This is a genomic window from Burkholderia sp. Bp9099 (assembly GCF_003857805.1).
In the GTDB taxonomy this organism is placed as follows: Bacteria; Pseudomonadota; Gammaproteobacteria; order Burkholderiales; family Burkholderiaceae; genus Burkholderia.
The window spans coordinates 1-24,610 of the sequence record NZ_QTPU01000004.1 but is presented as its reverse complement, the minus strand read 5'-3'; the positions used below and the strand labels follow the sequence as shown (position 1 = coordinate 24,610).

24 protein-coding genes are annotated in these 24,610 nt (G+C 71.0%); 15 read left to right on the top strand and 9 right to left on the bottom strand.

The window, feature by feature from the left end; genetic code table 11:
• Window positions 1-215: 215 nt before the first annotated feature.
• Window positions 216-1,841: a phospholipase D family protein gene (locus DIE17_RS05225; protein WP_124488591.1), complete on the bottom strand. Its 1,626-nt coding sequence runs from the start codon at window positions 1,839-1,841 to the stop codon at window positions 216-218.
• 234 nt (window positions 1,842-2,075) lie between these two features.
• The gene (locus tag DIE17_RS05220) at window positions 2,076-2,792 is read right to left on the bottom strand and encodes a FadR/GntR family transcriptional regulator (protein WP_124488590.1); all 717 of its coding nucleotides are present in this window, start codon (window positions 2,790-2,792) and stop codon (window positions 2,076-2,078) included.
• 134 nt (window positions 2,793-2,926) lie between these two features.
• On the opposite strand from DIE17_RS05220, the gene DIE17_RS05215 reads away from it, so the two are divergent.
• From DIE17_RS05215 to DIE17_RS05200, 4 genes are read left to right on the top strand one after another with little or no spacing between them, the layout of a single operon-like run.
• Entirely contained in the window at window positions 2,927-3,727 is an 801-nt protein-coding gene (locus tag DIE17_RS05215) for a (Fe-S)-binding protein (RefSeq protein ID WP_124521024.1), read from the top strand.
• Window positions 3,724-4,437: an LUD domain-containing protein gene (locus DIE17_RS05210; RefSeq protein WP_124521023.1), complete on the top strand. Its 714-nt coding sequence runs from the start codon at window positions 3,724-3,726 to the stop codon at window positions 4,435-4,437. The genes DIE17_RS05215 and DIE17_RS05210 overlap by 4 nt, the downstream gene beginning before the upstream one ends.
• Complete coding sequence (locus DIE17_RS05205) at window positions 4,434-5,879, top strand: LutB/LldF family L-lactate oxidation iron-sulfur protein (protein ID WP_124522775.1); 1,446 nt, start codon at window positions 4,434-4,436, stop codon at window positions 5,877-5,879. Before DIE17_RS05210 ends, DIE17_RS05205 begins: the two co-directional genes overlap by 4 nt.
• 51 nt (window positions 5,880-5,930) lie before the next feature.
• On the top strand, window positions 5,931-7,631 hold the full coding sequence (locus tag DIE17_RS05200) for a lactate permease LctP family transporter (protein WP_124522774.1): 1,701 nt from the start codon (window positions 5,931-5,933) through the stop codon (window positions 7,629-7,631).
• Between the two features lie 125 nt (window positions 7,632-7,756).
• Here the strand turns inward: DIE17_RS05200 and DIE17_RS05195 are convergent, their stop codons facing one another.
• From DIE17_RS05195 to DIE17_RS05175, 5 genes are all read right to left on the bottom strand, one after another.
• Window positions 7,757-8,518, bottom strand: a complete 762-nt coding sequence (locus tag DIE17_RS05195; RefSeq protein WP_124521017.1) for a M48 family metalloprotease — start codon at window positions 8,516-8,518, stop codon at window positions 7,757-7,759.
• A gap of 150 nt (window positions 8,519-8,668) precedes the next feature.
• Window positions 8,669-9,475 carry a glycosyltransferase family 2 protein gene (locus DIE17_RS05190; RefSeq protein WP_124488585.1) on the bottom strand — a complete coding sequence of 269 codons (807 nt, stop codon included), beginning with the start codon at window positions 9,473-9,475 and terminating at the stop codon, window positions 8,669-8,671.
• Window positions 9,476-9,600: 125 nt separating this feature from the next.
• Window positions 9,601-10,881 (bottom strand): endoribonuclease L-PSP, encoded by a 1,281-nt coding sequence (locus DIE17_RS05185; RefSeq protein ID WP_124521016.1) that lies wholly within the window; start codon window positions 10,879-10,881, stop codon window positions 9,601-9,603.
• A gap of 97 nt (window positions 10,882-10,978) precedes the next feature.
• Window positions 10,979-11,695, bottom strand: a complete 717-nt coding sequence (gene fabG, locus DIE17_RS05180; RefSeq protein ID WP_124488583.1) for a 3-oxoacyl-ACP reductase FabG — start codon at window positions 11,693-11,695, stop codon at window positions 10,979-10,981.
• A gap of 115 nt (window positions 11,696-11,810) precedes the next feature.
• Entirely contained in the window at window positions 11,811-12,095 is a 285-nt protein-coding gene (locus DIE17_RS05175; RefSeq protein ID WP_014896047.1) for a phosphopantetheine-binding protein, read from the bottom strand.
• A gap of 565 nt (window positions 12,096-12,660) precedes the next feature.
• On the opposite strand from DIE17_RS05175, the gene DIE17_RS05170 reads away from it, so the two are divergent.
• From DIE17_RS05170 to DIE17_RS05125, 10 genes are all read left to right on the top strand, one after another.
• Window positions 12,661-13,305 (top strand): hypothetical protein, encoded by a 645-nt coding sequence (locus DIE17_RS05170; RefSeq protein ID WP_124521015.1) that lies wholly within the window; start codon window positions 12,661-12,663, stop codon window positions 13,303-13,305.
• Window positions 13,306-13,370: 65 nt separating this feature from the next.
• Window positions 13,371-15,140 carry an AMP-binding protein gene (locus tag DIE17_RS05165; protein WP_124521014.1) on the top strand — a complete coding sequence of 590 codons (1,770 nt, stop codon included), beginning with the start codon at window positions 13,371-13,373 and terminating at the stop codon, window positions 15,138-15,140.
• Window positions 15,137-16,111: an acyl-CoA synthetase gene (locus tag DIE17_RS05160; RefSeq protein ID WP_124488580.1), complete on the top strand. Its 975-nt coding sequence runs from the start codon at window positions 15,137-15,139 to the stop codon at window positions 16,109-16,111. Before DIE17_RS05165 ends, DIE17_RS05160 begins: the two co-directional genes overlap by 4 nt.
• On the top strand, window positions 16,108-16,764 hold the full coding sequence (locus DIE17_RS05155) for an outer membrane lipoprotein carrier protein LolA (protein ID WP_124488579.1): 657 nt from the start codon (window positions 16,108-16,110) through the stop codon (window positions 16,762-16,764). The genes DIE17_RS05160 and DIE17_RS05155 overlap by 4 nt, the downstream gene beginning before the upstream one ends.
• Window positions 16,764-19,247, top strand: a complete 2,484-nt coding sequence (locus DIE17_RS05150; RefSeq protein ID WP_124521013.1) for an MMPL family transporter — start codon at window positions 16,764-16,766, stop codon at window positions 19,245-19,247. Before DIE17_RS05155 ends, DIE17_RS05150 begins: the two co-directional genes overlap by 1 nt.
• Window positions 19,244-20,137, top strand: a complete 894-nt coding sequence (locus DIE17_RS05145) for a polysaccharide deacetylase family protein (RefSeq protein WP_124488577.1) — start codon at window positions 19,244-19,246, stop codon at window positions 20,135-20,137. The genes DIE17_RS05150 and DIE17_RS05145 overlap by 4 nt, the downstream gene beginning before the upstream one ends.
• 63 nt (window positions 20,138-20,200) lie before the next feature.
• Window positions 20,201-21,424 (top strand): beta-ketoacyl-[acyl-carrier-protein] synthase family protein, encoded by a 1,224-nt coding sequence (locus tag DIE17_RS05140; RefSeq protein ID WP_124488576.1) that lies wholly within the window; start codon window positions 20,201-20,203, stop codon window positions 21,422-21,424.
• Window positions 21,421-22,239 carry a beta-ketoacyl synthase chain length factor gene (locus DIE17_RS05135; RefSeq protein ID WP_124521012.1) on the top strand — a complete coding sequence of 273 codons (819 nt, stop codon included), beginning with the start codon at window positions 21,421-21,423 and terminating at the stop codon, window positions 22,237-22,239. The genes DIE17_RS05140 and DIE17_RS05135 overlap by 4 nt, the downstream gene beginning before the upstream one ends.
• Window positions 22,236-22,772 (top strand): hotdog family protein, encoded by a 537-nt coding sequence (locus DIE17_RS05130; protein ID WP_124521011.1) that lies wholly within the window; start codon window positions 22,236-22,238, stop codon window positions 22,770-22,772. Before DIE17_RS05135 ends, DIE17_RS05130 begins: the two co-directional genes overlap by 4 nt.
• Window positions 22,769-23,086 (top strand): hypothetical protein, encoded by a 318-nt coding sequence (locus DIE17_RS05125; protein ID WP_124488573.1) that lies wholly within the window; start codon window positions 22,769-22,771, stop codon window positions 23,084-23,086. The genes DIE17_RS05130 and DIE17_RS05125 overlap by 4 nt, the downstream gene beginning before the upstream one ends.
• 80 nt (window positions 23,087-23,166) lie before the next feature.
• Here the strand turns inward: DIE17_RS05125 and DIE17_RS05120 are convergent, their stop codons facing one another.
• Both DIE17_RS05120 and phbB read right to left on the bottom strand, forming a co-directional pair.
• Complete coding sequence (locus tag DIE17_RS05120; RefSeq protein ID WP_044847444.1) at window positions 23,167-23,367, bottom strand: hypothetical protein; 201 nt, start codon at window positions 23,365-23,367, stop codon at window positions 23,167-23,169.
• 198 nt (window positions 23,368-23,565) lie between these two features.
• Window positions 23,566-24,309, bottom strand: coding sequence for an acetoacetyl-CoA reductase (phbB, locus tag DIE17_RS05115; RefSeq protein WP_124488572.1), 744 nt, complete (start codon window positions 24,307-24,309; stop codon window positions 23,566-23,568).
• Between the two features lie 55 nt (window positions 24,310-24,364).
• On the opposite strand from phbB, the gene DIE17_RS38300 reads away from it, so the two are divergent.
• Window positions 24,365-24,610 (top strand): hypothetical protein (locus DIE17_RS38300; protein ID WP_260426898.1); only part of this gene is annotated, 246 nt, incomplete at its 3' end.

Below are 24,610 nucleotides of genomic sequence, written 5' to 3'. Positions count from 1 at the left end.
GCGGGCGGCGCGCGTATCGTCCCTCGTCTCCTGGCGGCGCACGCGGCGTGCTTGGCGCACATGGCGCGTGCGGCGCGTCGTTCGGCACCGCTTCCGCCCGCATTGCGCGAGCCGTCCGGCGGCACCCTTCACGATACGCATATCGTTGCGCGCACAACCATATCACCATTCCCCGCGCACCGGTATCGCGGGTTTGGCCCGAGCCGTTCCGGCCCTTACAACTGGTCGTCGACCGGCAGCAGCATGAAAAGGCCGGTCATCACGTTGCGCAGCAGCCCGGCATGCGGATCGACGTGATAGAGGGTCGACTGGCCGCCGTCGACGCCCGTCCATTCGAGTGCCGGCGGCCCGCCGTCCATTTGCTTCACGAGCGTGACGCGATAGCTTTCATCAGGCTGCGTCACCCGTGCGAAGATCTCCGCGGCCTGCTGCGCGAGCACCGGGCTGTGGATCACGAGCGCGAGCTCGGTGTTGAGGTGCGCCGAGCGCGGGTCGAGATTCAGCGAGCCGATCACCAGGATGTGCCGGTCGATCACGTACGCCTTCGCGTGCAGGCTCGCACGCGAGCGCGAGCCGAACAGCCGCGCGGACTGCTGGCCCGGCTGTGCCTTGAACTCGTACAGCTCGACGCCGCGCTCAAGCAACGGCACGCGGTACGGCGCGTAGCCGGCCTGCACCGCGACCGCGTCGGTCGCCGCGAGCGAATTCGTCACGATCGCGACGCGCACGCCGCGCCCGACCGTGTCGCCGAGGATCTTCACGCCGGCATCGTGCGGCACGAAGTACGGCGAAAACGCGAGGAATTCCTTCTGCGCGCCGCGCATCAGTTCGACGAGGCGCTGCATCGGCGGGCTCACGTATGCATCGGTCGGCTGCGCGACCTTGGTCGGCGCATCGACCTTGAATTCGGCCGGCGCCCACACGAGCGCGAGCTGGTCGCGCGCGATCTGCTGCGCGAGCGGTGTCGCGTTCAGCGGCTTCGCGTTGTACGGGTCGGCATTCTTGCGCCAGTGGTCGCGCAGCTCGTCGCGCATCGCGTCGAGATCCTTCGGAGCGAACGTCTGATGATTCAGCACGCGCAACGGATAGCTGCTCGCGCTCGCCCAGTAGCCGTCGAAGCTCTTCGAGACATCGTTCGTCACGGGGCCCGCGGCGAGCACGTCGAGATCGCGAAACTGCAACGTCGGGCTCGCACTGAAGTATTCGTCGCCGAGATTGCGGCCGCCGACGATCGCGAGCTGGTTGTCCGCGATCATCGCCTTGTTGTGCATCCGCCGCGTGAAGCTGTCGATCCGCGTGAAGTAGTTGGCCGTGCGCTCGACCATCCCGTATTGCGACGCGCCGAACGGATTGAACACGCGAATCTCGATGTTCGTGTGCGTGTTCAGCGCGGCCATGACGCGATCGATGTCGTGGAAGTTCAGGTCGTCGACCAGCATCCGCACGCGCACGCCGCGATCGGCCGCATACAGCGCCGCGCCCAGCAGCAGCTTGCCGGTCGTGTCCTCGGTCGCGATGTAGTACTGCATGTCGAGCGTCTTCGTCGCCGCGCGTGCGAGCGCGATGCGCATCTGCAGCGCGGTCGCGCCGTCGGGCAGCAGCCGGAAGCCCGACTGCCCCGGATGCGCGGCTTCCGGCGCGGCCAGCGCAGCGCGCAACGGCGTCGCGGTATCGGTCGGCAACGCGTGCGAGACGGGACGATCGAGCGTGGTGGCGGGCGGATGCGTCGCGCAGGCGGTGGCCAGCGACAGCAGCGCGCACACGGCGAGCGCGCAGGCCGGGCGGCCGACGGCGCGCAACGACAATGCGGCCGGCGCGCACCGGATCAAGGACGTGAGCACGGAAACTCCCTCGACAGGCGGATCAACGGGTCCGCAATCGCCGCGGCGCGCGGCTGACGGGCGGGTTCAATCGATTCTAGGGGGCGCCCGATGAACCGGTCAATCGTGCGCCCGGCGCATGCGGCGCCGAGCCGCCACGCATGCCGCGCGCGGCCGCGGCCCTGAACCGCGGCCGGCGGGCGTCCTCGGATTCGACCGCCAGGCGGACCCGCCGCGCCCATGGTCCAACCAATCTCACGGCGCGTCGTCGCTTCGCTCGAAGTGGCTGCGCACGTAGTCGATATGGGTCTGCATCGCCGTGCGCGCCTCCTCGGGCCGGTGCGCGCAGATCGCGTCGCAGACCACCCGGTGCTGCTGCAGCAGCAACTCCGATGCCTGCTCGTCGTGCGTGGTCATCCCCGCGACGTTGATCGAGATGTGCTCGCGCAGCATCCCGAGCACGCTCGTGTGCAGGTGCAGGAACATCGTGTTGTGCGACGCGAGCGCGATCGCCTCGTGCAGCTTCGCGTCGGCCGACGCCTCGAGGGCCGCGTCGTCGTTCGCGTGCGCGGTCTCGAGCTCGCGCAGCAGCGCGCGGATCCGGCGCCGGTCGTGCGCGTCGGCGCGCAGCGCGGCGAAATACGCGGTCGCGCCTTCAAGCACGCGGCGAAACTCGAGTATGTCGTCGCGCAGCGCCGGATGGTCGGCAACCAGCTGCCCCCACGGCGACGCGATGCCCGCGCGCAACTGGTCCGTCACGTAGACGCCCGCGCCGCGCCGGCTCTGCAGCAGCCCGCGCGCGACGAGCCGCTGGGTCGCCTCGCGCACCGTATTGCGCGCGACGCCGTACTGCTGCGCGAGCACGCGCTCGGCCGGCAGCCGCGCGCCGGCCGGCCACGTGCCGTCGAGCAGCGCCGTCTCGATCTTGCGCATCACCACTTCGGTCCGGCCCCGTGCCGTCATCGCCGCCATCGCCGTCTCCCCATCCGGAATACCCGTCACGCCGATTGGCCCAACCAATTTGAGCTGCGGCGCCGTCGCGGGAATTATGCAGCGAAATCGTCGTCCCGCATTCGCATGCCGGGCCGGCACCCCTGGAGCGAGACATGAACGAAAGGCACTACCCCGCCGCCGCCCCCGCGCACGTCTATCTGTTCGCGACCTGCCTGGTCGACCTGTTCGTCCCCGAAGCCGGGCTCGACGCGGTCCGCCTGCTGGAACGCGAAGGCCTGACCGTCCACTATCCGCGCGGCCAGAGCTGCTGCGGGCAGCCGGCCTACAGCAGCGGCAATCCCGACGAAGCGCGCCGCGTCGCGGCCGCGCAGCTCGACCTGTTCGCCGAGCCGTGGCCCGTGATCGTGCCGTCCGGCTCGTGCGCGGGCATGATCCGGCACCATTGGCCCGCCCTGTTCGCCGACGATCCCGTGCACGGCCCGAAGGCACGCGCGATCGCGGAGCGCACCTACGAACTCGCCGAATTCCTCGTCCATGTGCTCGACGTGCGGCTCGACGCCGTCACCGCCAACGCCGGCCCGGACGAGCGCGTCGTGCTGCACACGTCGTGCGCGGCCCGCCGCGAGATGGGCACGCGCGTGCACGGCGTCGCGCTCGTCGACGCGCTGCCGGGCGTCACGCGCATCGAACATGAACGCGAATCGGAATGCTGCGGGTTCGGCGGCACGTTCTCGCTGAAGCATCCCGACATCTCCGGCGCGATGGTGCGCGACAAGGTCGCATCGGCCTGCGCGACGGGCTGCGACCGGCTCGTGTCGGCGGACTGCGGCTGCCTGCTGAACATCGGCCACGCTGCGGCCAAGGCCGGCGCGGCGCTGCCCGTCGAGCATCTCGCGAGCTTCCTGTGGCGCCGCACGACCGGTGCCGGCTCGCTGCGCGGAGACACGCAATGAGCGCGCGCGACGCCATCCTCGCGCGCCTGCGCGCCGCCGCCCCCGGCGTCGCCGTGAACGCCGCGCCCGCGCTCGATGCGCGCATCGACATGCATTACGCGGCGCGGCGCGCGGCAGTCGCGCCCGATCCTCGCGCGCTCGCGCAGACGATGCAGGCCGCGCTCGCCGCGTCGCACGCCGAAGTCTGGTGCGCCACCGCCGACGCATGGCCCGCGCAGCTTGCCGCGCGCCTGGCCGAGGCCGGCGTGCGCCGCCTGCTGCTCGACCCGGCCCGCGCCGAATCGGCGGCCCTCGCGCAGGCGCTGCCCGACGCGGTCGCGCCGGTGCCGTTCGACCGGCCGATCGACGCATGGAAAGCCGAGCTGTTCGACACGATCGACGCGGGCTTCACGGTTGCGCGCTCGGGCATCGCGGCGACCGGCACGGTCGTGCTCGCGCCCGATGCCGGCACGCCGCGCACGGTGTCGCTGGTGCCGCCGCTGCACGTCGCGCTCGTGCATGCGAACACGCTGCACGCGGACCTTCACGCGGCCGCGCACGCGGAGCGCTGGCACGCCGGCATGCCGACCAACGTCGTGCTGGTGTCGGGCCCGTCGAAGACCTCCGACATCCAGCAGACCCTCGCGTATGGCGCACACGGCCCGCGCAAGCTCTGGGTCGTGATCGTCACCGAACCGACCGCAACCGCCTGCCAGGACCTGCCGCGATGAGCGACCAACCGCTGCAATTCGTCGCCCCGGGCGACTTCAAGGCCCGCGCGCGCGCCGCGCTCGACGATCCCGCGCTGCGCCGCAGCTTCCGCGGCGCGATGGATTTCTTGCAAGGCAAGCGCGCGACCCAGTTCCCCGACGACACCGAGCTGCAGCAGCTGCGCGATCTCGGCGAAGCGGTGCGCCAGCACGCGCTCGCGCAACTGCCCGCGCTGCTCGAGCGGCTGGAGGCGAAGCTCACCGCGGCCGGCGTGCACGTGCACTGGGCCGAGACGGCCGCCGACGCGAACGCGATCGTGCTCGGCATCGCGCAGGCGAAGAAGGCGCGCCGCGTGATCAAGGGCAAGTCGATGGCGAGCGAGGAAATCGAGCTGAACCATTACCTCGCGGATCACGGCGTCGACTGCATCGAGTCCGACATGGGCGAGTTCATCGTGCAGCTCGCGGGCGAAAAGCCGTCGCACATCGTGATGCCGGCGATCCACAAGACGCGCGGCGACATCGCCGAGCTGTTCGAGGAACACATCCCGGGCACGCGTTACACGGAGGACGTCGACGAGCTGATCCAGACCGGCCGGCGTGCGCTGCGCCGCGCGTTCGCGGAAGCCGACATCGGCCTGTCCGGCGTGAACTTCGCGGCGGCCGACACGGGCACGCTGTGGCTCGTCGAGAACGAGGGCAACGGCCGGCTGTCGACCACCGTGCCCGACACGCACGTCGCGATCATGGGGATCGAGAAGGTCGTCGAGAAACTCGAGCACATCGTGCCGCTGTCGAGCCTGCTCACGCGCTCGGCCACCGGCCAGGCGATCACGACCTACTTCAACCTGATCTCGGGCCCGCGCCGCGACGGCGAACGCGACGGCCCGCGCGAGCTGCATCTCGTGCTGCTCGACAACGGCCGCACGCAGGCCTACGCCGACGAGCAGCTGCGCGCGACGCTGCAATGCATCCGCTGCGGCGCGTGCATGAACCACTGCCCCGTCTATACGCGGATCGGCGGCCACGCATACGGCACGACCTACCCGGGCCCGATCGGCAAGATCATCTCGCCGCACCTGCTCGGCCTCGACGCGACGGCCGACCTGCCGACCGCATCGACGCTGTGCGGCGCGTGCGGCGAGGTGTGCCCGGTCCGGATTCCGATCCCGCAATTGCTGGTGCGGCTGCGTACCGAGGCGAACCGCAAGCCCGACGAACCCGTCGCGCATCCGCTGCGCGGCCAGGGCGCGAACTACAACCGCGCGGAAGACCTCGTGTGGCGCTTCTGGTCCGGCGCGTTTGCGCATCCGCGCGCGTATCGCGCGTTCCGCTGGAGCGCGACGCGGCTGCGCGCGCTGACGCCCGCGAAGCAGATGGGCTGGACCCAACATCGCACGCCGCTCGAGCCGGCGCCGCGCAGCCTGTCCGACCTGCTGCGCGCACGCGGCCAACCCGAATAGACCACCCCGCTTTCAAACCCGTACCGATAGAAATCCATGGAGGAGACAACCATGCCGGTTTGGCATCAGATCTACACCCCGCTCGGCAGCCTCGGGCTGTCGGCGTTCGTCGCCGCGATCCCGATCATCTTCTTTTTCGTCGCGCTCGCCGCACTGCGGATGAAGGGGCACGTCGCCGCCGCGATCACGCTGCTGCTGGCGCTCGGCGTCGCGATCCTCGCGTATGGCATGCCCGTGCCGCAGGCGCTCGCCGCAGCCGGCTTCGGCTTCGCGTACGGCCTGTGGCCGATCGCGTGGATCATCGTCGCGGCGGTGTTCCTGTACAAGATCGTCGTGAAGACCGGCCAGTTCGAGATCATCCGCGCGTCGGTGCTGTCGATCACCGACGACCAGCGGCTGCAGATGCTGCTGATCGGCTTCTCGTTCGGCGCGTTCCTCGAAGGCGCCGCCGGCTTCGGCGCGCCCGTCGCGATCACGGCCGCGCTGCTCGTCGGCCTCGGCTTCAAGCCGCTGCACGCGGCAGGATTGTGTCTGATTGCAAACACCGCGCCGGTCGCGTTCGGCGCGATGGGCATCCCGATCATCGTCGCCGGACAGGTGACCGGCATCGACGCGTTCCACATCGGCGCGATGGCCGGCCGCCAGCTGCCGCTGCTGTCGCTCGCGGTGCCGTTCTGGCTCGTGTTCATGATGGACGGGCTGCGCGGCGTACGGCAGACCTGGCCGGCCGCGCTCGTCGCCGGCGGCAGCTTCGCGATCACGCAGTACTTCACGTCGAACCATATCGGGCCCGAGCTGCCGGACATCACGTCGTCGCTCGTCAGCCTCGTCTCGCTCGCCGCGTTCCTGAAGGTCTGGCAACCGGGCAGCGCGAAGCAGACGGCCGGCGGCCTCGTCGCGTCGGGCGGCGGCGCGGCGCTCGCGGGGTTCGGTGCGGGCGGCAACGGTGCGGGCGCGAGCCGCCAGGCGTCGCCGTACTCGCTCGCGCAGACCGTGCGCGCGTGGTCGCCGTTCCTGATCCTGACGGCCGTCGTCACCGTGTGGAGCATCGCGCCGTTCAAGGCGCTGTTCGCCGCGCACGGCGCGCTCGCGTCGACCGTCCTCAAGTTCCACGTGGCCGGGCTCGACCAGCTCGTCGTGAAGACCGCGCCGATCGCCGCGACGCCGAAGGCGCTCGACGCGGTGCTGAAGCTCGACCTCGTGTCGGCGGTGGGCAGCGCGATCCTCGTGACCGCGCTGATCTCGATGGCGCTGCTGCGGATGAAACCGCGCGACGCGCTCGTCACGTTCGGCGAAACGCTGAAGGAGCTCACGCGCCCGATCCTGTCGATCGGCCTCGTGCTCGCGTTCGCGTTCGTCGCGAACTACTCGGGGATGTCGTCGACGCTCGCGCTGATGCTCGCCGCGACCGGCGCCGCGTTTCCGTTCTTCTCGCCGTTCCTCGGCTGGCTCGGCGTGTTCCTGACCGGCTCGGATACGTCGTCGAACGCGCTGTTCTGCTCGCTGCAGCAAGCGACCGCGCACCAGCTCGGCGTGCCCGAGACGCTCGCGGTCGCCGCGAACACGACGGGCGGCGTGACCGCGAAGATGATCTCGCCGCAATCGATCGCGGTGGCATGCGCGGCAACGGGGCTGGTCGGCAAGGAATCGGAGCTGTTCCGCTTCACCGTGCGCCACAGCCTGCTGTTCGCGGTGATCGTCGGCCTGATCACGCTCGTGCAGGCGTACGTGCTGCCGGGGATGGTGCCGTAAGCACGCGGCGCGGCCGCTTTCCGGCCGCTTTCCGCTTCCCCGGAAAACAAAAACCCCACGCCCGCAAGAGCGTGGGGTTTCGTTCATCCCGGGCGCCGGACGAGGCCGGCGCCATCCGGCGGCGCTCAGCTGCCCTTCGCGATGCGATCCTGGATGTGCTGCGCACGGCTCGTCGACGACGGGTGCGAGCTCATCATCGAGCTCTTGCCGCCATCGAGCTGCGCGAGCTTCTGGAACGCGGTGACGAGACCCTTCTGGTTCATGTTCTTCTGCTTCATCAGGTCGAACGAGTAGTCGTCGGCCGCGCTTTCCTGCGTCTGCGAGAACTGCGCGTTGATGAACTTCTCGGTGATGTCGCCGAGCTGCGAGCTCGTCAGGGCCGCGACGCCCGGCGATGCCGCGCCGGCCGCGGTGCGTGCCGCGCTGACCGCGTAGGCAGTCTGCATCGCCTTCTTCGAGTGACCCAGCGCGACGTGGCCCATTTCATGGCCGATCACGCCGCGCAGCTCGTCGTCGTTCATCATGTCCATCAGGCCGCTGTACACGCGCACGCAGCCGTTGCCCATCGCCCACGCGTTGACGTCCTTGGTCATGTAGACCTTGTAGTTGATCTTCTGGCCGTTCAGCGTCATGTCGCCGAAGCCCTTCATCACCTTCGTCAGGCGCTTCGCGTACGCGCTGTTCGGCGCGGCGATCTTCGATTCGGCGTCGCTCGCCTTGCACGAGTCGTTCGACAGTGCCGCGATGTCGCTGTCCGACAGCGTCGCCGCCTTGACCAGGTTGGTCCCCGCCGACGTGAGGCTGTTCGCGTCGAGATTCTGCACGCCACCGCATGCGCTCAACAGGAAAACCATGCCGCACGCGGCCGCCGCTTTCTTGATATGCATCCCGGATCCCTCGGTAGTTGTATTTGGGAGCGGCGATTTTGCATAATCCGGCAGAAAATTACCAGATGTTTACATCGAATGACAGCTTGATTACTGACAAATACGGAATGAACGGCGCGATTGCTCAGCCGATTGATGACAATCGGACCGTCAATCGCCGCGGCCGGACGACCGGCCGAACGCGGAACGCGACCGGCGCGTCAGCCGCCGCGCGACCAGCATCGGCAGCCGCACCAGGAAACCGGCGAACAGCCGCAGGTGCATCCACGCGAGCAACGCGTTGTCGCGGCCGTAGTGGAAATGCGACACGCCGCCCTCGTGCGCGCCGAAGTAACGCACCGGCGCTTCGATGCGGATCGGCCGCACCCCGGCCCAGCACAGCCGCACGGCGGCTTCCGGATCGAAGTCGAAGCCGCGCATCCACGGCTGGCGATGCATGATCGCGGCGAGCGGCGCGACGGGGTACACGCGAAAGCCGTACAGCGAATCGCCGATCCCGGCCCACAGAGTCTCGAGGTCGGCCCATCCGTTCGACAGCCGCCGGCCCTGCACGCGCAGCTGCGGCGCGCTCGCGTCGAACTTCGGCAGGCCCAGCACCATCGCATCCGGCGCCCCCTGCGACGCGGCCATGAATTCGGGAATCAGATCGGCCGGATGCTGGCCGTCGGAATCCATCGTCAGCACGTGCGTGAAGCCGCTCGCGGCCGCCGCGTCGAGCCCGGCCAGCACCGCGGCGCCCTTGCCGCGGTTCGCCGGCAGCACGATCACGCGCAGCCCGGGGTCGCGCTCGGCCATCGCCTGCAGGCGCTCGGCGCTGCCGTCGGTGCTGCCGTCGACGACGACCCACACCGGATTCCACTGCGCGCGGGCGTTGCGCACGGTCGTGTCGACCTTGACGCCCGGGTTGTAGCTCGGAATCAGTACGAGATGGGTGGACGAGGCCTGCAGCGTGGACATGGGAACGGCCGATTGCGAAGACGAGGATCCTGACAAAAGTTTATGACCTGCAGGCGACTGCCGACAGGCTTCGTCGACGCCGCCCGCGTGCGGCGACGGTTCGCGCAGCGACAGGCCCGCGCGCTTCACGACAGGTGCTCCAGAGGATGGCCGGCGCTCGCCTCGATCTCGACCAGCAGATCGTCGCGGCACACGTCCGCGTGGACGAACAGCGGCCGCACGCCGGGGCCGGCCGCATCGCGCAACGTGCGTTCGATCGCGGCGAGCGCCGCGGCATCGCCGGCGTCGCGCACGTAGACGCGGTAGCTCAGGTCGGCAAGCGTGAACGGGCCGTGCCCCTGCCGCGCGGCCTGCTCGAGCACGGCGGCCAGGTTCGCGAGCGTCTCGCGCGTTTGCGCGACGACGTCGCCGTGATGCACGGTGCGATGCCCGACGATGCTGGCGGTGCCCGACACGAACAGCAGCGGCGCGGCAGCGTCGCCCGGCCATGCGGCCGCGCGCGCGAACGTCGGCGCACGCGGGCCGTACTCCGCCGGGTAGTGATACGCGCTGACCTGGCGCGGGTTCTCGACCGGATCGGCCGGCGCACGGCTCGCGATGAAATGGATCGCGAGCGGCGCGGCCGGCGGCATGTCACCCGCGACCGGCACGACGGAACCGAGCGCGCAGGCGGCCGGCACGCCGCCCGTCAGCGCGCGGCGGCACGCGTCGAACGCGCGCTGCCTGCCGATATTGAACTGACGATAGCGTTCGATCCCGAACTGCTGCGCGTTGATCGCAGGCACGGTGTTCCAGATCCGCAGCGGATGCGGGATGCCGAGCGTATCGAGTACGTCGAACAGCGCGCGGTACGCGTCGTACGTCGTGCGCTCGAGCGGCGTGCCGCCGTCGCGATCCGCATCGGCCGATTCCTGAGCTTCATGCGCTGCCTGCGCTTCCTGCACGACGATGCTGCCGAACACGAGCCCCGCCGTTGCGCTGTAGCGGTACTGCAGCGCGCCGCGTCGCTCGCTGCGCAGGTCGCGCGCGTCGCACTGCCAGATTTCGCAGACCGCACCGGCGCGTGCATGGCTGCCGGCATCGAGCAGCGCCATCTGCACCGGTGCGAGCGGGAGGTCGGGCGCGGCGGCGGCGAGCATGCGCGCCATCGCATCGGCCGGCGACCCGGCCGCGCCGATGCAGACCGCGCCCAGCGCACCGGGAAACACGCGGCCGAATGCGTCGCCCCGCTGCTGCGCATCGTGCAGCAGCGCAGCCAGCCGTGCCTGATCGATCTGGACGAGCCGCAACGCACGATTGCCGCCGTTCGCGGTGGACGTGGCCGCCATGGGTCCGCGTGCGACCGCGCTGGTGGCGGACGACGGGGAACACGCTCGCCGTTCGGCGTCGACAGGGTGCACTGACACTTCGATTTCCTCACTATGCGGCGCGGGCTCGCGGCATCGTGGCCACGCGCCGCGTTGCGCGCCGTTGCTTCGCGTCAAGCCGACGCGGCGCGCGTCGTCATGCGAGGCCGCCGTTGACGGACAGCACTTGCCCCGTCACATAGGCGGCCGCATCGGATACCAGATACGCGACCATCGCCGCGACTTCGTCGGGCCGGCCGGCGCGCTGCGCGGGCACGAGCTGCTTGATCCGTTCGGCGGGAAACGCATGTTCCGCCATCGGCGACTCGATGATGCCGGGCGCGACCGCGTTCACGGTAATGCCGCGCGACGCGAGTTCCAGCGACAGCGACTTCGTCGCGCCGATCAGCCCCGCCTTCGCGGCCGCGTAGTTGACCTGTCCGCGGTTGCCGGTCACGCCGGCGACCGACGCGATGTTGACGATCCGGCCGCGCCGCGTGCGGATCATCGGCAGCAGGAGCGGTTGCGTCACGTTGAAAAAACCGTTGAGCGTCACGTCGATCACGCTGTGCCATTGCTGGCGCGACATGCCGGCCATCGGCGCGTCGTCGTGAATGCCCGCGTTGTTGACGAGGATCTGCACCGGCGCGTCGTCGACGAACGGTGCGAGCGCGGCGAGCGTCGCATCCGCGTCGGTCACGTCGAATGCGATCGCATGCGCGATGCCGCCGGCCGCGACGATCTGCTGCGCGACGGCTTGCGCCTGCGCGAGATTCCGGTTCGCGTGTACCCAGACTTCGTGGCCGGCCTGCGCGAGCGTCGTGCAAATCGCCTGCCCGAGTGCGCCGCTGCCGCCCGTTACGAGCGCCCGCATCGAATTGCTCCGTTCATCGCGTTCCTCCTCGATCGACGCGGCGGCGGTGCATCCAGCCACCGCCGCCGCGTCCCGTCATCCCCTGCGTGCCGCGTCGCGCCCGCGCGCGCCTTCGTCACTTCGTGCGATGCGCGGCGACGTACGCGGCAAGCGCGCCGAGCGTCGCGAAGATCTTCTGGTTGTCCGGATTGTCCGAGCGCAGCTCGAAGCCGTACTTCTTCGAGATCAGCAGCGCGATTTCCAGGATGTCGATGGAGTCGAGCCCGAAGCCCTCGCCGTACAGCGGGGTCCCGGCCGTCACCGTTTCGAGCGGGACGTCTTCGAGATTCAGTTCGCCGATGATCAGCGTGGCGAGCTCTTGTTCCAGTGCGTTCATCATGCTTGCGGGCAGGCGGCCCATGGCAGCGGGAGGCGCCCGGAAAACGGCAGCCGTCGTGCACGCCCGGCGCGGTGCGAGGCGCGCGAATCTCCGTCCCTCCGGCGTCTGCCGGCTTCCCCGCCTGCGTTATTGGGGATCGTTTGTAAAAGTTACGCGGATTCTAGACGATGGGTATCGGCACGTATACGGGGAATGGTTACAGACTGAAGGGCCCCCGCCACGGCCGGTTTCGGGACCCGATCGCAGCAGACGCTTGAGCCGCTTCGGATGGAAATGGATCGTCGCCGCAAAAGCTTCAGTGCGCTGCCATACATTCGGTTACAAAACCCGGCTGCACCTGCCTCGAACCGCCGCGCCGCGGCCCTAAAATGTGCGTGCACGACAGCCGGCCCGGACTAGCGTCCCGGCCGCCATTCATATGATGTTTGACGGCCCGACGCACGCGTCCGGCCCCGATCCGCCCGATGTTTCCAGCAACCATGCCGCGCCCGTCCGCTCCCCTCGCTCCGGTTTGTCCGTCCGTTTGCCGCCGTGCCGCGGCAGCCGGCGGCAACGCGCACCCGCGCCGCGCGCCCGGAGCGCCGCGATGAGCACGCCGCTCGGCATCGTACGCGGCGCCGGCGCGGTCGCCGCGGTGGCGGCGTACCAGATCGGCGCGCACTACGCGGCCGCGACGCCCGGCGCGCACGGCTTCGGCCTCGCGATGGCGCTCGTGCCGCCGCTGCTGCTCGCGCTCGGCGCGGCACTGCGCTCGCCGCGGCGCGCCTGGCTCGTGCCGGCGTGGCTGCTGGCCGCCGTCGCGCTGTGGGCCGTGCGCATCCCGCTCGCGCGCCATTTCGAATGGGGCCTGTATCTGGAGCACGCGAGCTTCAACCTCGCGATGGCGCTGCTGTTCGGCCGCACCCTCGCGGCCGGCCAGGTGCCGCTGTGCACGCGCTTCGCGACGCTGATCCACGGCACGATCACGCCGGCCGTCGCGCGCTACACGCGGCACATCACGCTCGCATGGACGCTGTTCTTCGTCGCGATCGCCGCCGTGTCGACGCTGCTGTTCGCGACCGCGCCGATCGTCGCGTGGTCGACATTCGCGAATTACCTGTCGCTGCCGCTCGTCGCCGTGATGTTCGCCGCCGAGCATGCGTGCCGGCGCTTCGCGCTGCCGCACGACGCGCGGCCGCGGATGGTCGACGCGGTGCGCGCGTACCGCGCGTCGACGCAGCCGTCACGATGAATTCATGGCCGTCGCGGCGCCGCATCGCGGCCGCGCCGGTGACCGCCTTTCGCTTTGACCGATTTATGCCGACTCACCCGCTGGTATTCCATTCCTCGCCGGACCAGACGATCGCCTGGCGCGACGGCACGCCCGTCACCGTCCGCACGTTCGTCGCCGATGTCGCGCGCGTGGCCGCCGCACTGCCCGCCGGCCGCCACGTGTTCAACGTGTGCCGCGACCGCTACCGCTTCGCGGTCAGCCTGTGCGCGGCGCTCGTCACCGGCAGGATCAGCCTGCTGCCGTCGACGCACACGCCCGAGATGGTGCGCCAGCTCGCGTCGTTCGCACCCGACGCGTTCTGCCTGCACGACGCGCCGGACTGCACGATCGACCTGCCGCGCTTCGCGTATCCGGACGCCGCACCCGGCGAACTCCCCGACGACGCACCGTGCGTGGTGCCGCAGATCGACGCGTCGCGGATCATGGCGTACGTGTTCACGTCCGGCTCGACCGGCGCGCCGGTGCCGCACCGCAAGACCTGGGGCTTCCTGGTCGGCTGCGTGCGCGCGGCGGCCGAGCGCCTCGGCCTGCTCGACGGCCGCGCGGCCACGCTGATCGGCACCGTGCCCGCGCAGCACATGTACGGCTTCGAATCGACGGTGCTGCTCGCGCTGATCGGCGGCCTCGCGTTCAGCAACCGTCAGCCGTTCTACCCGGTCGACATTCGCGACGAACTCGCCGCGATCCCGCAGCCGCGCGTGCTCGTCACGTCGCCGATCCACCTGCGCGCGCTGCTGTCGGCCGGCCATGCGCTGCCGCCGGCCGCGCTCGTGCTGTCGGCCACCGCGCCGCTGTCGGAAAAACTCGCGTACGAAGCCGAGGCCGCGCTCGAGGCGCCGCTCGTCGAAATCTACGGCAGCACCGAAACCGGCCAGATCGCGACGCGCCGCACGTCGCAGGGCGCCGCGTGGCAACCGTTCCCGGACATCCGGCTCGACGCGCGCGCGGCGCACGACGCGTCGGACCACGATGCCGCGGGCGACGACAGCGGCCCGACCGTGTGGGTGTCGGGCGGACACGTCGAAACCCCGGTGCCGATGGGCGATGCGCTCGAGCTGCTCGGCGACGGCCGGTTCCTGCTGCACGGCCGCAAGGCGGACCTCGTCAACATCGCCGGCAAGCGCACGTCGCTCGCCTACCTGAACCATCAGCTGAACGCGATTGCCGACGTCGTCGACGGCGTGTTCTTCATGCCGGACGACATCGCGCCGGCCGACGCCGATGCGACCCGCGAACCGGTCACGCGCCTCGTCGCGCTCGTGGTCGCGCCGACGCTCGCCGCGGCCGACCTGCAGCGCGCGCTGCGCGAACGGATCGATCCGGCGTTCATGCCGCGCCCGCTCGTGTTCGTCGACGCATTGCCGCGCAACGAAACGGGCAAGCTGCCGCGCGACGTGGTCGCCGCGCTCGTCGCACGGCACACGCGCGCCGCCGGGGCCGACGTGCGCGAGCGCGCCGCGACGGCCGCGCCCGATGCGCCGCTCGCGTTCACGATTCCCGCCGATCATCCGGCGCTGCCCGGTCATTTCCCCGGTCGTCCGATCGTGCCGGCCGTCGTGCTGCTCGATCACGCGATCGCCGCACTCGGCGCATCGCTGAATCGCCCGCTCGATACGTGGCGGCTGGCTTCCGCGAAATTCCTGAGCCCGGTCGCGCCCGGCGAGGCGCTCGATCTCGCGTTCGATGCAGCGGCCGGCGGCGCGATCCGCTTCACGCTGCGCGCGGGTGCGCGCGACGTCGCGACCGGCGTGCTGTCCGCGCCGCCGGCCGCGCAGGACGGCGCGCAGCGATGAAGCGCACCGCATGGGCCGAGCGCCAGGAACGCAGCAACGCCGGGTTGCTGCGCGTGATGACCTGGATCTCGCTGCGTTTCGGCCGTCGGCCATCGCGCATCGTGCTGCATGCCGTCGCGACTTATTTCGTGCTGTTCTCGCCGGTCGCGTGCGCCGCGTCGCGCGACTACCTGCGCCGCGTGCTCGGCCGTCCCGCGCGCTGGCGCGACGTGTACCGGCACGTGTTCACGTTCGCGGCGACGATCCACGACCGCATCTACCTGATGAACGGCCGCTTCGACCTGTTCGACATCCGGCTGCACGGCGAAACACGGGTCGACGCCGCGCTCGCCGGCGGGCGCGGCGCATTCCTGATGGGCGCGCACCTCGGCAGCTTCGAAGTCGTGCGCGCGATCGGCCGCACGCGCCCGGACCTGCGCGTCGTCGTCACGATGTTCGAAGAGAACGCGCGCAAGATCAATGCGACGCTCGCCGCCGTCAACCCGGCCGCGAAGCCGGAAGTGATTCCGCTCGGGCAGGTCGACTCGATGCTGAAGGTGCGCGAACGCCTCGACGCGAACTGCATGGTCGGGATGCTCGCCGACCGCACGCTGCTCGACGACGCGACCGCGTCGCTGCGGTGGCTGCCGCTGCTCGGCGCGCCGGCGGCATTCCCGCTCGGGCCGCTGTACATGGCCGCGATGCTGCGGCGTCCGGTGCTGTTCATGACGGGCCTCTATCGCGACGGCAATCGCTACGATGTGCACTTCGAGACGCTCGCCGATTTTTCCGACGTGCGCCGCGACACGCGCGCGGCGGCCGTCGACGCGGCGCTCGCGCGCTACGTCATGCTGCTCGACCAGTACTGTCGCGCGGCGCCGTACAACTGGTTCAACTATTTCGATTTCTGGCAGACCGGCACGGCCGCCGCGCGCCGCGACGCGGCGCACGCGTGCGCCGGCCTGTCCGCCACGAGGGATTCCGACGCATGACCGCCGTTCGCCGCTTTCCGCCGATGTTGCTACCGATGCTCCCGCTGCCGCACCCGCGCGCGCTGCGCCGCGCCGCACGCAGGTTCGCCGTCACGGCCGCCGTCGCGCTCGCCCTGCCCGCGCACGCGGCCGACACCGGTTCGGCATGGACCCTCGACCGGCTGATGTCGACACTCGCGCAGCACAAGTCGGGGCGCGCGACGTTCACCGAGACGAAGACGCTGTCGATCACCACGCAGCCGCTCGAATCGTCGGGCGAGCTCGTGTTCGTCGCACCCGACCATCTCGAGAAGCACACGCTGAACCCGAAGCCCGAACATCTCGTGGTCGACGGCGACATGCTCACCGTCGAGCGCAACAACCGCAAGTACACGCTCGCGCTCGCGCGCTATCCGGAGCTCGGCGCGTTCATCGACAGCATCCGCGCGACGCTCGCCGGCAACCGCTATGCGCTCGAGCAGGTCTACAAGGTCGCGCTCGCCGGTCGCGGCGACGACTGGACGCTGACGCTCACGCCGCTCGACTCGCGGATGCTGAAGGTCGTCAGCACGATCACGCTCGAAGGCTCGCGCGACGTGTTGCGCAGCGTCGCGATCCGGCAGGCCGACGGCGACCGTTCGACGATGCGCCTGCAACCCGTCCCGGCGAACTGATGGACGATCGCACCCGGCCGCCCGCCCCCGTCACGCACCGCCTGCCCGCGTGGCGGCAACGCGCGGTGCTCGTGTGGCTGCTCGCGCTCGTCGCATGCGGGATCGCGATCGCCCGCGCGAACTTCACGGCCGACCTGTCCGCGTTCCTGCCGCGCGCACCGAGCGCGGGGCAGCGCGTGCTCGTCGATCAACTGCGCGACGGCATCGTGTCGCGGCTGATCCTCGTCGCGATCGACGGCGGCGATGCGGCCACGCGTGCCGCGCTGTCGCGGCGCGTCGCCGGCACGCTGCGCGCCGACCGGCAATTCTCCTCGATCAACAACGGCGAAGCCGTCGACGACACACACGACCGGCAGTTCGTGTTCGACCATCGCTACCTGCTGAGCCCGGCCGTCGCGCCGCAGCGCTTCAGCGCGGACGGCCTGCACCAGGCGCTCGGCGACAGCCTCGACCTGTTGAGTTCGTCGGCGGGGCTCGTCGCGAAGGCACTGCTGCCGCGCGACCCGACCGGCGAAGTGACGGCGCTCGTCAATCAGCTCGACAGCGGCGCGCAGCCCGCCAGCCGCGACGGCGTATGGGCGTCGCGCGACGGCACGCGCGCGGTGCTCGTCGTGCAGACGGCCGCGCCCGGCTCCGACACCGATGCGCAGGCACGCGCGATCGACGCGGTGCGCCGCGCGTTCTCCGCCGCGACGCAGGCGCTGCCGAACCCGGCCGCGTACACGCTCGCGATGACCGGCCCAGGCGTGTTCTCGGTCGACACGCGCGACACGATCCGGCACGACGTCGAGCGGCTGTCGACGGCGAGCGTCGTGCTGATCGTCGCGCTGCTGCTGACGCTGTACCGCTCGCCGCGCACGCTCGCGCTGGGGCTGCTGCCGGTGCTGACGGGCATCGCCGCCGGCATCGCGGCGGTCGGCATCGCGTTCGGCACGGTCCACGGGCTGACGCTCGGCTTCGGCACGACGCTGATCGGCGAAGCCGTCGACTATTCGATCTACCTGTTCGTGCAATCGGCGCAGGCCGGCTCGCGCGGCACCGCACGGCCCGCCGACGCGACGCGGGCATGGATCGCCGCTTATTGGCCGACGATCCGGCTCGGCGTGCTGACGTCCGTGTGCGGCTTCGCGTCGATGCTGTTCTCCGGTTTTCCGGGCCTCGTGCAGCTCGGGCTCTACTCGATCGCCGGGCTGACGGCCGCCGCGCTCGTCACGCGCTTCGTGCTGCCGCACCTGCGCGGCGAGCACGTCGCAATTCGCGACGTGTCGCGCGTCGGCGCGGTGCTCGCGCGCGCGGCCGCTGCCGCGCCGCGGCTGCGCTGGCCGCTCGCCGCGCTCGTGCTCGCCGCGTGCGCGACGCTCATGCTGCATCGCGACGGCCTGTGGAGCCGCGAGCTTGCGGCACTGAGCCCCGTGCCCGCTGGCGCGCAGGCACTCGACGCACGCCTGCGCGCCGATCTCGGCGCGCCGGACGTGCGCTATCTCGTCGTGATTTCCGCGCCGACCGAACAGGCCGCGCTCGAACGCGCGGAACGGGTCGCCGCGCAATTGCAGCCGCTCGTCGAGCGCGGCGCGCTCGCGGGCTTCGAAAGTCCCGCGCGCTACCTGCCGAGCGACGCCGCGCAGCGCGCGCGCCAGGCGAGCCTGCCGGACGCCGACACGCTTGCCGCACGCATGCGCGCGGCCGTCGCGAACCAGCCGATCCCGGTCAGGCCCGAGCTGTTCGCTCCGTTCATCGCCGATGTCGAGGCCGCACGCCACGCGCCGCTGCTCACGCGCGCGGACCTGCGCGGCACGTCGATGGCGCTCGCCGTCGACGCGCTGCTGACCGAGCGCGCGGGCCGCTGGCGCGCGATGCTGCCGCTGCGCGCGCCGGACGTCGCACGCACCGGTCCGGCGGCTCCGGCGCTCGATGCCGCGCCGATTCGCGCGGCCGTCGCGCGCGCCGGCGTGCCCGACGCGCTGTTCGTCGACATGAAGGCCGAGGCCGACCGCCTGTACGTGAACTACGTGCACGAGGACATCCGGCTGTCGCTCGCGGGTTTCGCGGCGATCGCCGTGCTGCTGCTGATCGCGCTGCGCTCGCCGCGCCGCGTCGTACGCGCGCTCGCGCCGCTGGTCGCGGCCGTGCTGGTGGTGACGGCCGGCTTCGCGCTCGCCGGCGTGCCGCTGACGATCCTGCACCTCGTCGGGATGCTGCTGATCGTCGCGGTCGGCTCGAACTATGCGCTGTTCTTCTGCAAGCGCGACGACGCGCAACCGGTCACGCCGCACACGCTCGTGTCGCTGCTGATCGCGAACCTCGCGACGGTCGCCGGCTTCGGCCTGCTCGCGCTGTCGCGGGTGCCGCTGCTCGAAACCTTCGGGCTGACCGTCGGCCCCGGTGCGATGCTCGCGCTCGCGTTCGCCGCGATTCTCGCGCCGCGCGCGGCGGCGGTGGCCGCTGGCAGCCCTCATCGTGAGCCGACAGGAGGTCGCGCATGAACGCGCCGTCGTCCGTTCCGCCTCGCCAGCCCGGCGATGCGCGCCGCTGGAAACCGACGCCGCTGATCGCGGGCACGGCCGCGCTGCACGCGGGCGCGCTCGCGGCCGTCGTCGCGCAACCGGCCGCATGGCCGTGGGCCGCCGGTGGCGTGGTCGCGTCGCATCTCGCACTGACCGCCGCCGGCCTGTGGCCGCGCAGCGCGCTGCTCGGGCCGAATTGGACGCGCCTGCCGGCCGGCGCCGGCCGCCGGATCGCGCTGACGATCGACGACGGCCCGGACCCCGACGTCACGCCGCGCGTGCTCGACCTGCTCGATCGCCACGACGCGCGCGCGACGTTCTTCTGCATCGGCGATCTCGCGCGCCGCCATCCGCAGTGGATCGAAGCGATCGTCGCGCGCGGCCACGCGGTCGAGAACCACAGCCAGCGGCACCGGCATACGTTCTCGCTGTCGGGGCCCGCCGCGCTGCGCCGTGAAATCGCGGCCGCGCAGCAGACGCTGACCGAGATCGCCGGCACGCGCCCGCGCTTCTTCCGCGCGCCGGCCGGCCTGCGCAATCCGTTTCTCGAGCCGGTGCTGTGCGAGTTCGGCCTGCAGCTCGCCAGCTGGACGCGCCGTGGCTTCGACACCCGCGCGCGCGATGCGGATACCGTCACGCACCGCCTGCTGAACGGCCTGGCTGCGCGCGACATCCTGCTCGTGCACGACGGCCACGCGGCGCGCGACGCGCGTGGCGAACCAGTGGTGCTCGACGTGCTGCCCGCGCTGCTGCACGCGGCCGCCGATGCGCAGTTGCACTGGACCACGCTGCGCGCCGCGCTCGCGCCCGAACCGTCCGATCCGCCCGCCGGGCCGGGCATCCCAGCCGCCCCGTTTGATAAAATCTGACCACGCCCGGCGCGCCCGCCAGCCCCGCTGCGGCGCCCGTTCCGGCCACCGGATACGACCCTCGTGAAACCTCTCCTGCTCTCGCACTTCACCGCCACCAGCTGCATCGGCCGCGGCCTCGACGCGACCGTCGACGCGCTGCGCCACGCACGCGGCGGGCTCACGCCGTGCGACTTCGAACGCGCCGATCTCGACACCTGGATCGGCGCCGTGGACGGCGTCGATGCGCAGCCCGTGCGCGCGGATCTCGCCGACTTCGACTGCCGCAACAACCGCCTCGCGCAACTCTGCCTCGTCCAGGACGGCTTCGACGCGCGCGTCGCGGCGGCCGTGGCGCGCCACGGCGCCGCGCGCGTCGGCGTGTTCGTCGGCACGAGCACGTCCGGCATCCTCGAGACCGAGCGCGCGTACGAGCAGCGCGATCCGGCCAGCGGAGCCCTGCCCGCCGGATTCCGCTACACGCACACGCACAACCCGTATTCGCCGGCTGCGTTCGTGCGCGCGTATTTCGCGCTGCGCGGGCCGGCGATGGCGATCTCGTCGGCGTGCTCGTCCGGCGCGAAGGTGTTCGGCTCCGCGCGCCGGATGATCGAAGCGGGGCTGATCGATGCGGCCGTCGTCGGCGGCGTCGATTCGCTGTGCCTGACGACGCTGTACGGCTTCAATTCGCTCGAACTGCTGTCGCGCCGGCCGTGCCGCCCGTTCGACGTCGCGCGCGACGGCATCTCGATCGGCGAAGCGGCTGCGTTCGCGCTGCTCGAACGCGTGCCCGACGCGCCCGCCACGCTCGACGGCGACGCGATCCTGCTGCTCGGCATCGGCGAATCGAGCGATGCGCATCACATGTCGTCGCCGCATCCGGAAGGGCTCGGCGCGCGCATCGCGATCGAACAGGCGCTCGCGTCGGCCGGCCTCGCTGCAAGCGACATCGACTACGTGAACCTGCACGGCACCGCGACGCCCAGCAACGATGCCGCCGAAAGCCGCGCGGTGGGCGCGCTGCTCGCGCGCACGCCGTGCAGTTCGACGAAGGGCGCGACCGGTCACACGCTCGGGGCGGCCGGCGCCCTCGAAGCGGTCGTCGCCGCGCTGGCGCTGCGCGAACAGTTCGTGCCGGCCGGCGTCAACACGACGCAACCCGACCCGGCGCTGGCCGCCGACTACGTGCTCGCGAGCCGCGATGCGCGCGTGCGTGCGGTCCTGTCGAATTCGTTCGGCTTCGGCGGCACGAACTGCAGCCTGATCCTCGGCCGCGCCGGGCATGCGAGCCGCCGGGAGCCGACATGACCGTCACCGCCTTCATCGAAAGTGTCGGCCTCGTCGGGCCGGGACTGAACGACTGGCCGCACGCGGCCGACGTGCTCGCGGGCCGCGCGGCCTATGCGAGCGCGCGCACCGTGCTGCCGCCGCCTGCCGGCCTGCCGCCGGCGGAACGCCGCCGCACCGGCCCCGTCGTGCGCGTCGCGCTCGCGGTCGGCCTCGAAGCGGCAGCCGCGAGCGGGCGCGATGCGGCCACGCTCGCGACCGTGTTCAGCGCGTCCGGCGGCGACGGCCAGAACTGCCACGCGATCTGCGAGACCCTCGCCGGCGACGATCGCCACCTGTCGCCCACGCGCTTTCACAACTCGGTGCACAACGCGCCGGCCGGCTACTGGAGCATCGCGACCCGCGCGATGGCGACGTCGAACGTGCTGTGCGCGCACGACGGCAGCTTCGCCGCGGGCCTGCTCGAAAGCGTGTGCCAGGTCATGGTCGATCGCGTGCCGAGCCTGCTGATCGCCTACGACACCGACTATCCGGAGCCGCTGCACGCGGTGCGGCCGATCGTCGACGCATTCGGCGTCGCGCTCGTGCTCGCGCCCGACGCGAGCGAACGCACGCTCGCGCGCATCGACGTGCGGCTCACCGACGCGCCGGCGACGACGCTCGCGAACCCCGAACTCGACGCGCTGCGCACCGGCAATCCGGCCGCGCGCGCGCTGCCGCTGCTCGACGCGCTCGCGGCGCGGCGCGCGGCGAGCGTCGTGCTCGACTATCTGGAAGATACGCGCGTGCAGGTCGATATCGCACTGCCGAATGCCGCGGCGGGGCACGCGCGATGACGACGCCCGTTTCGACGCCGATGCCTGCGCCGGCACCGGCCACGCTCGATCGCGCATGGATCGCCGTGCACATTCCGCACGACGGCGCGATGTGCTTGCTCGATCGGGTCGAATCGTGGGACGCCGCGCGCATCCGCTGCAGCGCGACGAGCCACCGCGCCCCGCACAACCCGCTGCGCTCGCGCGGCCGGCTCGCGTCGGTCTGCGGGATCGAATATGCGGCACAGGCGATGGCCGTGCACGGCGCGCTGCTCGGTGCGCAGCAGGCGCAGGCGGAACCCGCGCGGCCGCGCGCCGGCTATCTCGCGAGCGTGCGCAACGTCGACGCGTTCGTCGACCGGCTCGACACGTTCGAGCTGCCGCTGATCGTCGACGCCGAACGCATCGGCGGCGACGACCGCTCCGTGCTGTACGGCTTCACGCTGCGCTGCGGCGAGCGCGTGTTGCTCGGCGGCCGCGCCGCGGTGATGCTCGATGCATCGGCAACCGGCGTGCGCGTTGCGCCGCCCGCGGGCCGCGCGGACCCTAGATGAACCAGCCCCAAGGAAACCAGGCCGTGAAAGCACGTCAGTTCATTTGCACCGCGTTCGTTCTCGCGCTGATCAGCCCGATCGCGCACGCGGACATGTCGGAAGTGAAGCAGGACATCAAGCGCGATTCGAAGGAAGCCGCGCACAAGACCGGCGAGGCCGCGCGCAGTTTCGGCCACGCGACCGCGAGCGCCGCGAAGACGGTCGGCCACGGCATCGCGCACGCGTCGCGCGAAGGCTGGGATGCCACCAAGCGCACGACGAAGCGGATCTTCCACAAGAACGATTCAGGCGAAGGCGCGCGAAAGAGCGATTGAGTGCGAACGTCCCGCGCACCGCAGACGGATGCGCGGGACGCGGCACGACGCGTGAACGCGGCGGTGCCGCACCGCCGCCGTCAGCGCGCGCCGCCGCGCGTGCGACGCGCCGGCCCGCGCGCGAAGCACTTGCCGTACGCGACCAGCCAGCAATCGCGATGATCGAAGTTGCGCAGCAACCGCGCGCGGCGCCGCTCGAGCCAGTGAAGCGCGATCGCCATCGTCAGCGCGACGGCCAGTGCCGAGCCGCCGATCGCGAGTCCCATCCAGGTGTCACCCATGCCTCCTCCGGAATGCGAGGCCGGTGCGGCGTGCGTGCCGTGACGCGGTAGCCGGCACGCGGGCGCACCCGGCCCGCCGCATGCGCGGCGAACCTGCGTCCGTGTTCCGTCACCGCGCGCGTGCGCGCCGCCCCGGCGCTGGATACAGCGGGAGCACGGCCCGGACGCGCGCGCGAACGCCGCCCGGGCCGCCGCGCGTCAATGCATGTGCTGGCCGCCGTTGATCGCGATGTTGGAGCCCGTCACGAAACCGGCCTCTTCCGAGCACAGATAGGCGACCAGCGCCGCGACTTCCTCGGGTTTCCCGAGCCGTCCCGCCGGAATCTGCGGAAGGATCTTGGTATCGAGGATGTCCTGCGGGATCGCCGTCACCATCTTCGTCGCGAGGTAGCCCGGCGACACCGTATTCACCGTCACGCCCTTGCGCGCGGTCTCGAGCGCGAGCGATTTCGTGAAACCGTGCATGCCGGCCTTCGCGGCCGCGTAGTTGGTCTGGCCGACCGAGCCCTTCGAGCCGTTGACCGACGCGATGTTGACGATGCGTCCCCAGCCGCGCTCGACCATGCCGTCGCAGACCGGCTTCGTCATGTTGAACACGGAATCGAGGTTGGTGCGGATCACCGCATCCCAGTTGACCTTGTCGAGCTTGCGCAGCGTCATGTCGCGCGTGATGCCCGCGTTGTTCACCAGGATGTCGACCGGGCCGACGTCCCGGACGATTTTCTCGACGCATTGCTGGCACGAATCGTAATCGGCCACGTCCACCGGATACGCGTGGAATTCGCGACCGGCCGCGTGCATCTCGGTCAGCCAGCGATCGGCGCCGGTGTTGTTCGGCGAATACGTGACGACGACCTGGCAGCCCGCATCGTTCAACCGGATGCTGATCGCTTCGCCGAGACCACCCATCCCACCCGTCACAACTGCAATTCGCTTAGTCATCCTATGAGTTACCGACAAGAAAAGTAGTCAAAGGTGCGGGGCGACGGCATGGCACATGCTGCCGCCCCGCCGCTGCGATGCGCTGGCGCCCGCAGGGCGGACGTGGCGCGCACCGGAACATCACGCTTGTTGTTGGCAGCTTGTTGTGCGCGAAGTTTGCTGCATGTGTGTGCGGCGCTGGCCGGCGCCGCATGCGTGCACTATCGTCAGACTCTGCTCAACCGCGCTCGACCGCGAGCGCGACGCCCATCCCGCCGCCGATGCACAGCGACGCCAGCCCGCGCTTCGCATCGCGCTTGGC

What these genes read in the sequence shown, in the direction of transcription:
- DIE17_RS05200 (WP_124522774.1), top strand. Translation starts at nt 5,931, where the DNA reads ATGCCGGTTTGGCATCAGATCTACACCCCGCTCGGCAGCCTCGGGCTG.
- DIE17_RS05145 (WP_124488577.1), top strand. Translation starts at nt 19,244, where the DNA reads ATGAACGCGCCGTCGTCCGTTCCGCCTCGCCAGCCCGGCGATGCGCGC.
- DIE17_RS05165 (WP_124521014.1), top strand. Translation starts at nt 13,371, where the DNA reads ATGCCGACTCACCCGCTGGTATTCCATTCCTCGCCGGACCAGACGATC.
- DIE17_RS05160 (WP_124488580.1), top strand. Translation starts at nt 15,137, where the DNA reads ATGAAGCGCACCGCATGGGCCGAGCGCCAGGAACGCAGCAACGCCGGG.
- DIE17_RS05150 (WP_124521013.1), top strand. Translation starts at nt 16,764, where the DNA reads ATGGACGATCGCACCCGGCCGCCCGCCCCCGTCACGCACCGCCTGCCC.
- DIE17_RS05175 (WP_014896047.1), bottom strand. Translation starts at nt 12,095, where the DNA reads ATGGGCCGCCTGCCCGCAAGCATGATGAACGCACTGGAACAAGAGCTC.
- DIE17_RS05220 (WP_124488590.1), bottom strand. Translation starts at nt 2,792, where the DNA reads ATGGCGGCGATGACGGCACGGGGCCGGACCGAAGTGGTGATGCGCAAG.
- DIE17_RS05120 (WP_044847444.1), bottom strand. Translation starts at nt 23,367, where the DNA reads ATGGGTGACACCTGGATGGGACTCGCGATCGGCGGCTCGGCACTGGCC.
- DIE17_RS05170 (WP_124521015.1), top strand. Translation starts at nt 12,661, where the DNA reads ATGAGCACGCCGCTCGGCATCGTACGCGGCGCCGGCGCGGTCGCCGCG.
- DIE17_RS05215 (WP_124521024.1), top strand. Translation starts at nt 2,927, where the DNA reads ATGAACGAAAGGCACTACCCCGCCGCCGCCCCCGCGCACGTCTATCTG.
- DIE17_RS05190 (WP_124488585.1), bottom strand. Translation starts at nt 9,475, where the DNA reads ATGTCCACGCTGCAGGCCTCGTCCACCCATCTCGTACTGATTCCGAGC.
- fabG (WP_124488583.1), bottom strand. Translation starts at nt 11,695, where the DNA reads ATGCGGGCGCTCGTAACGGGCGGCAGCGGCGCACTCGGGCAGGCGATT.
- DIE17_RS05210 (WP_124521023.1), top strand. Translation starts at nt 3,724, where the DNA reads ATGAGCGCGCGCGACGCCATCCTCGCGCGCCTGCGCGCCGCCGCCCCC.
- DIE17_RS05125 (WP_124488573.1), top strand. Translation starts at nt 22,769, where the DNA reads ATGAACCAGCCCCAAGGAAACCAGGCCGTGAAAGCACGTCAGTTCATT.
- DIE17_RS05155 (WP_124488579.1), top strand. Translation starts at nt 16,108, where the DNA reads ATGACCGCCGTTCGCCGCTTTCCGCCGATGTTGCTACCGATGCTCCCG.
- DIE17_RS05195 (WP_124521017.1), bottom strand. Translation starts at nt 8,518, where the DNA reads ATGCATATCAAGAAAGCGGCGGCCGCGTGCGGCATGGTTTTCCTGTTG.
- DIE17_RS05205 (WP_124522775.1), top strand. Translation starts at nt 4,434, where the DNA reads ATGAGCGACCAACCGCTGCAATTCGTCGCCCCGGGCGACTTCAAGGCC.
- DIE17_RS05130 (WP_124521011.1), top strand. Translation starts at nt 22,236, where the DNA reads ATGACGACGCCCGTTTCGACGCCGATGCCTGCGCCGGCACCGGCCACG.
- phbB (WP_124488572.1), bottom strand. Translation starts at nt 24,309, where the DNA reads ATGACTAAGCGAATTGCAGTTGTGACGGGTGGGATGGGTGGTCTCGGC.
- DIE17_RS05135 (WP_124521012.1), top strand. Translation starts at nt 21,421, where the DNA reads ATGACCGTCACCGCCTTCATCGAAAGTGTCGGCCTCGTCGGGCCGGGA.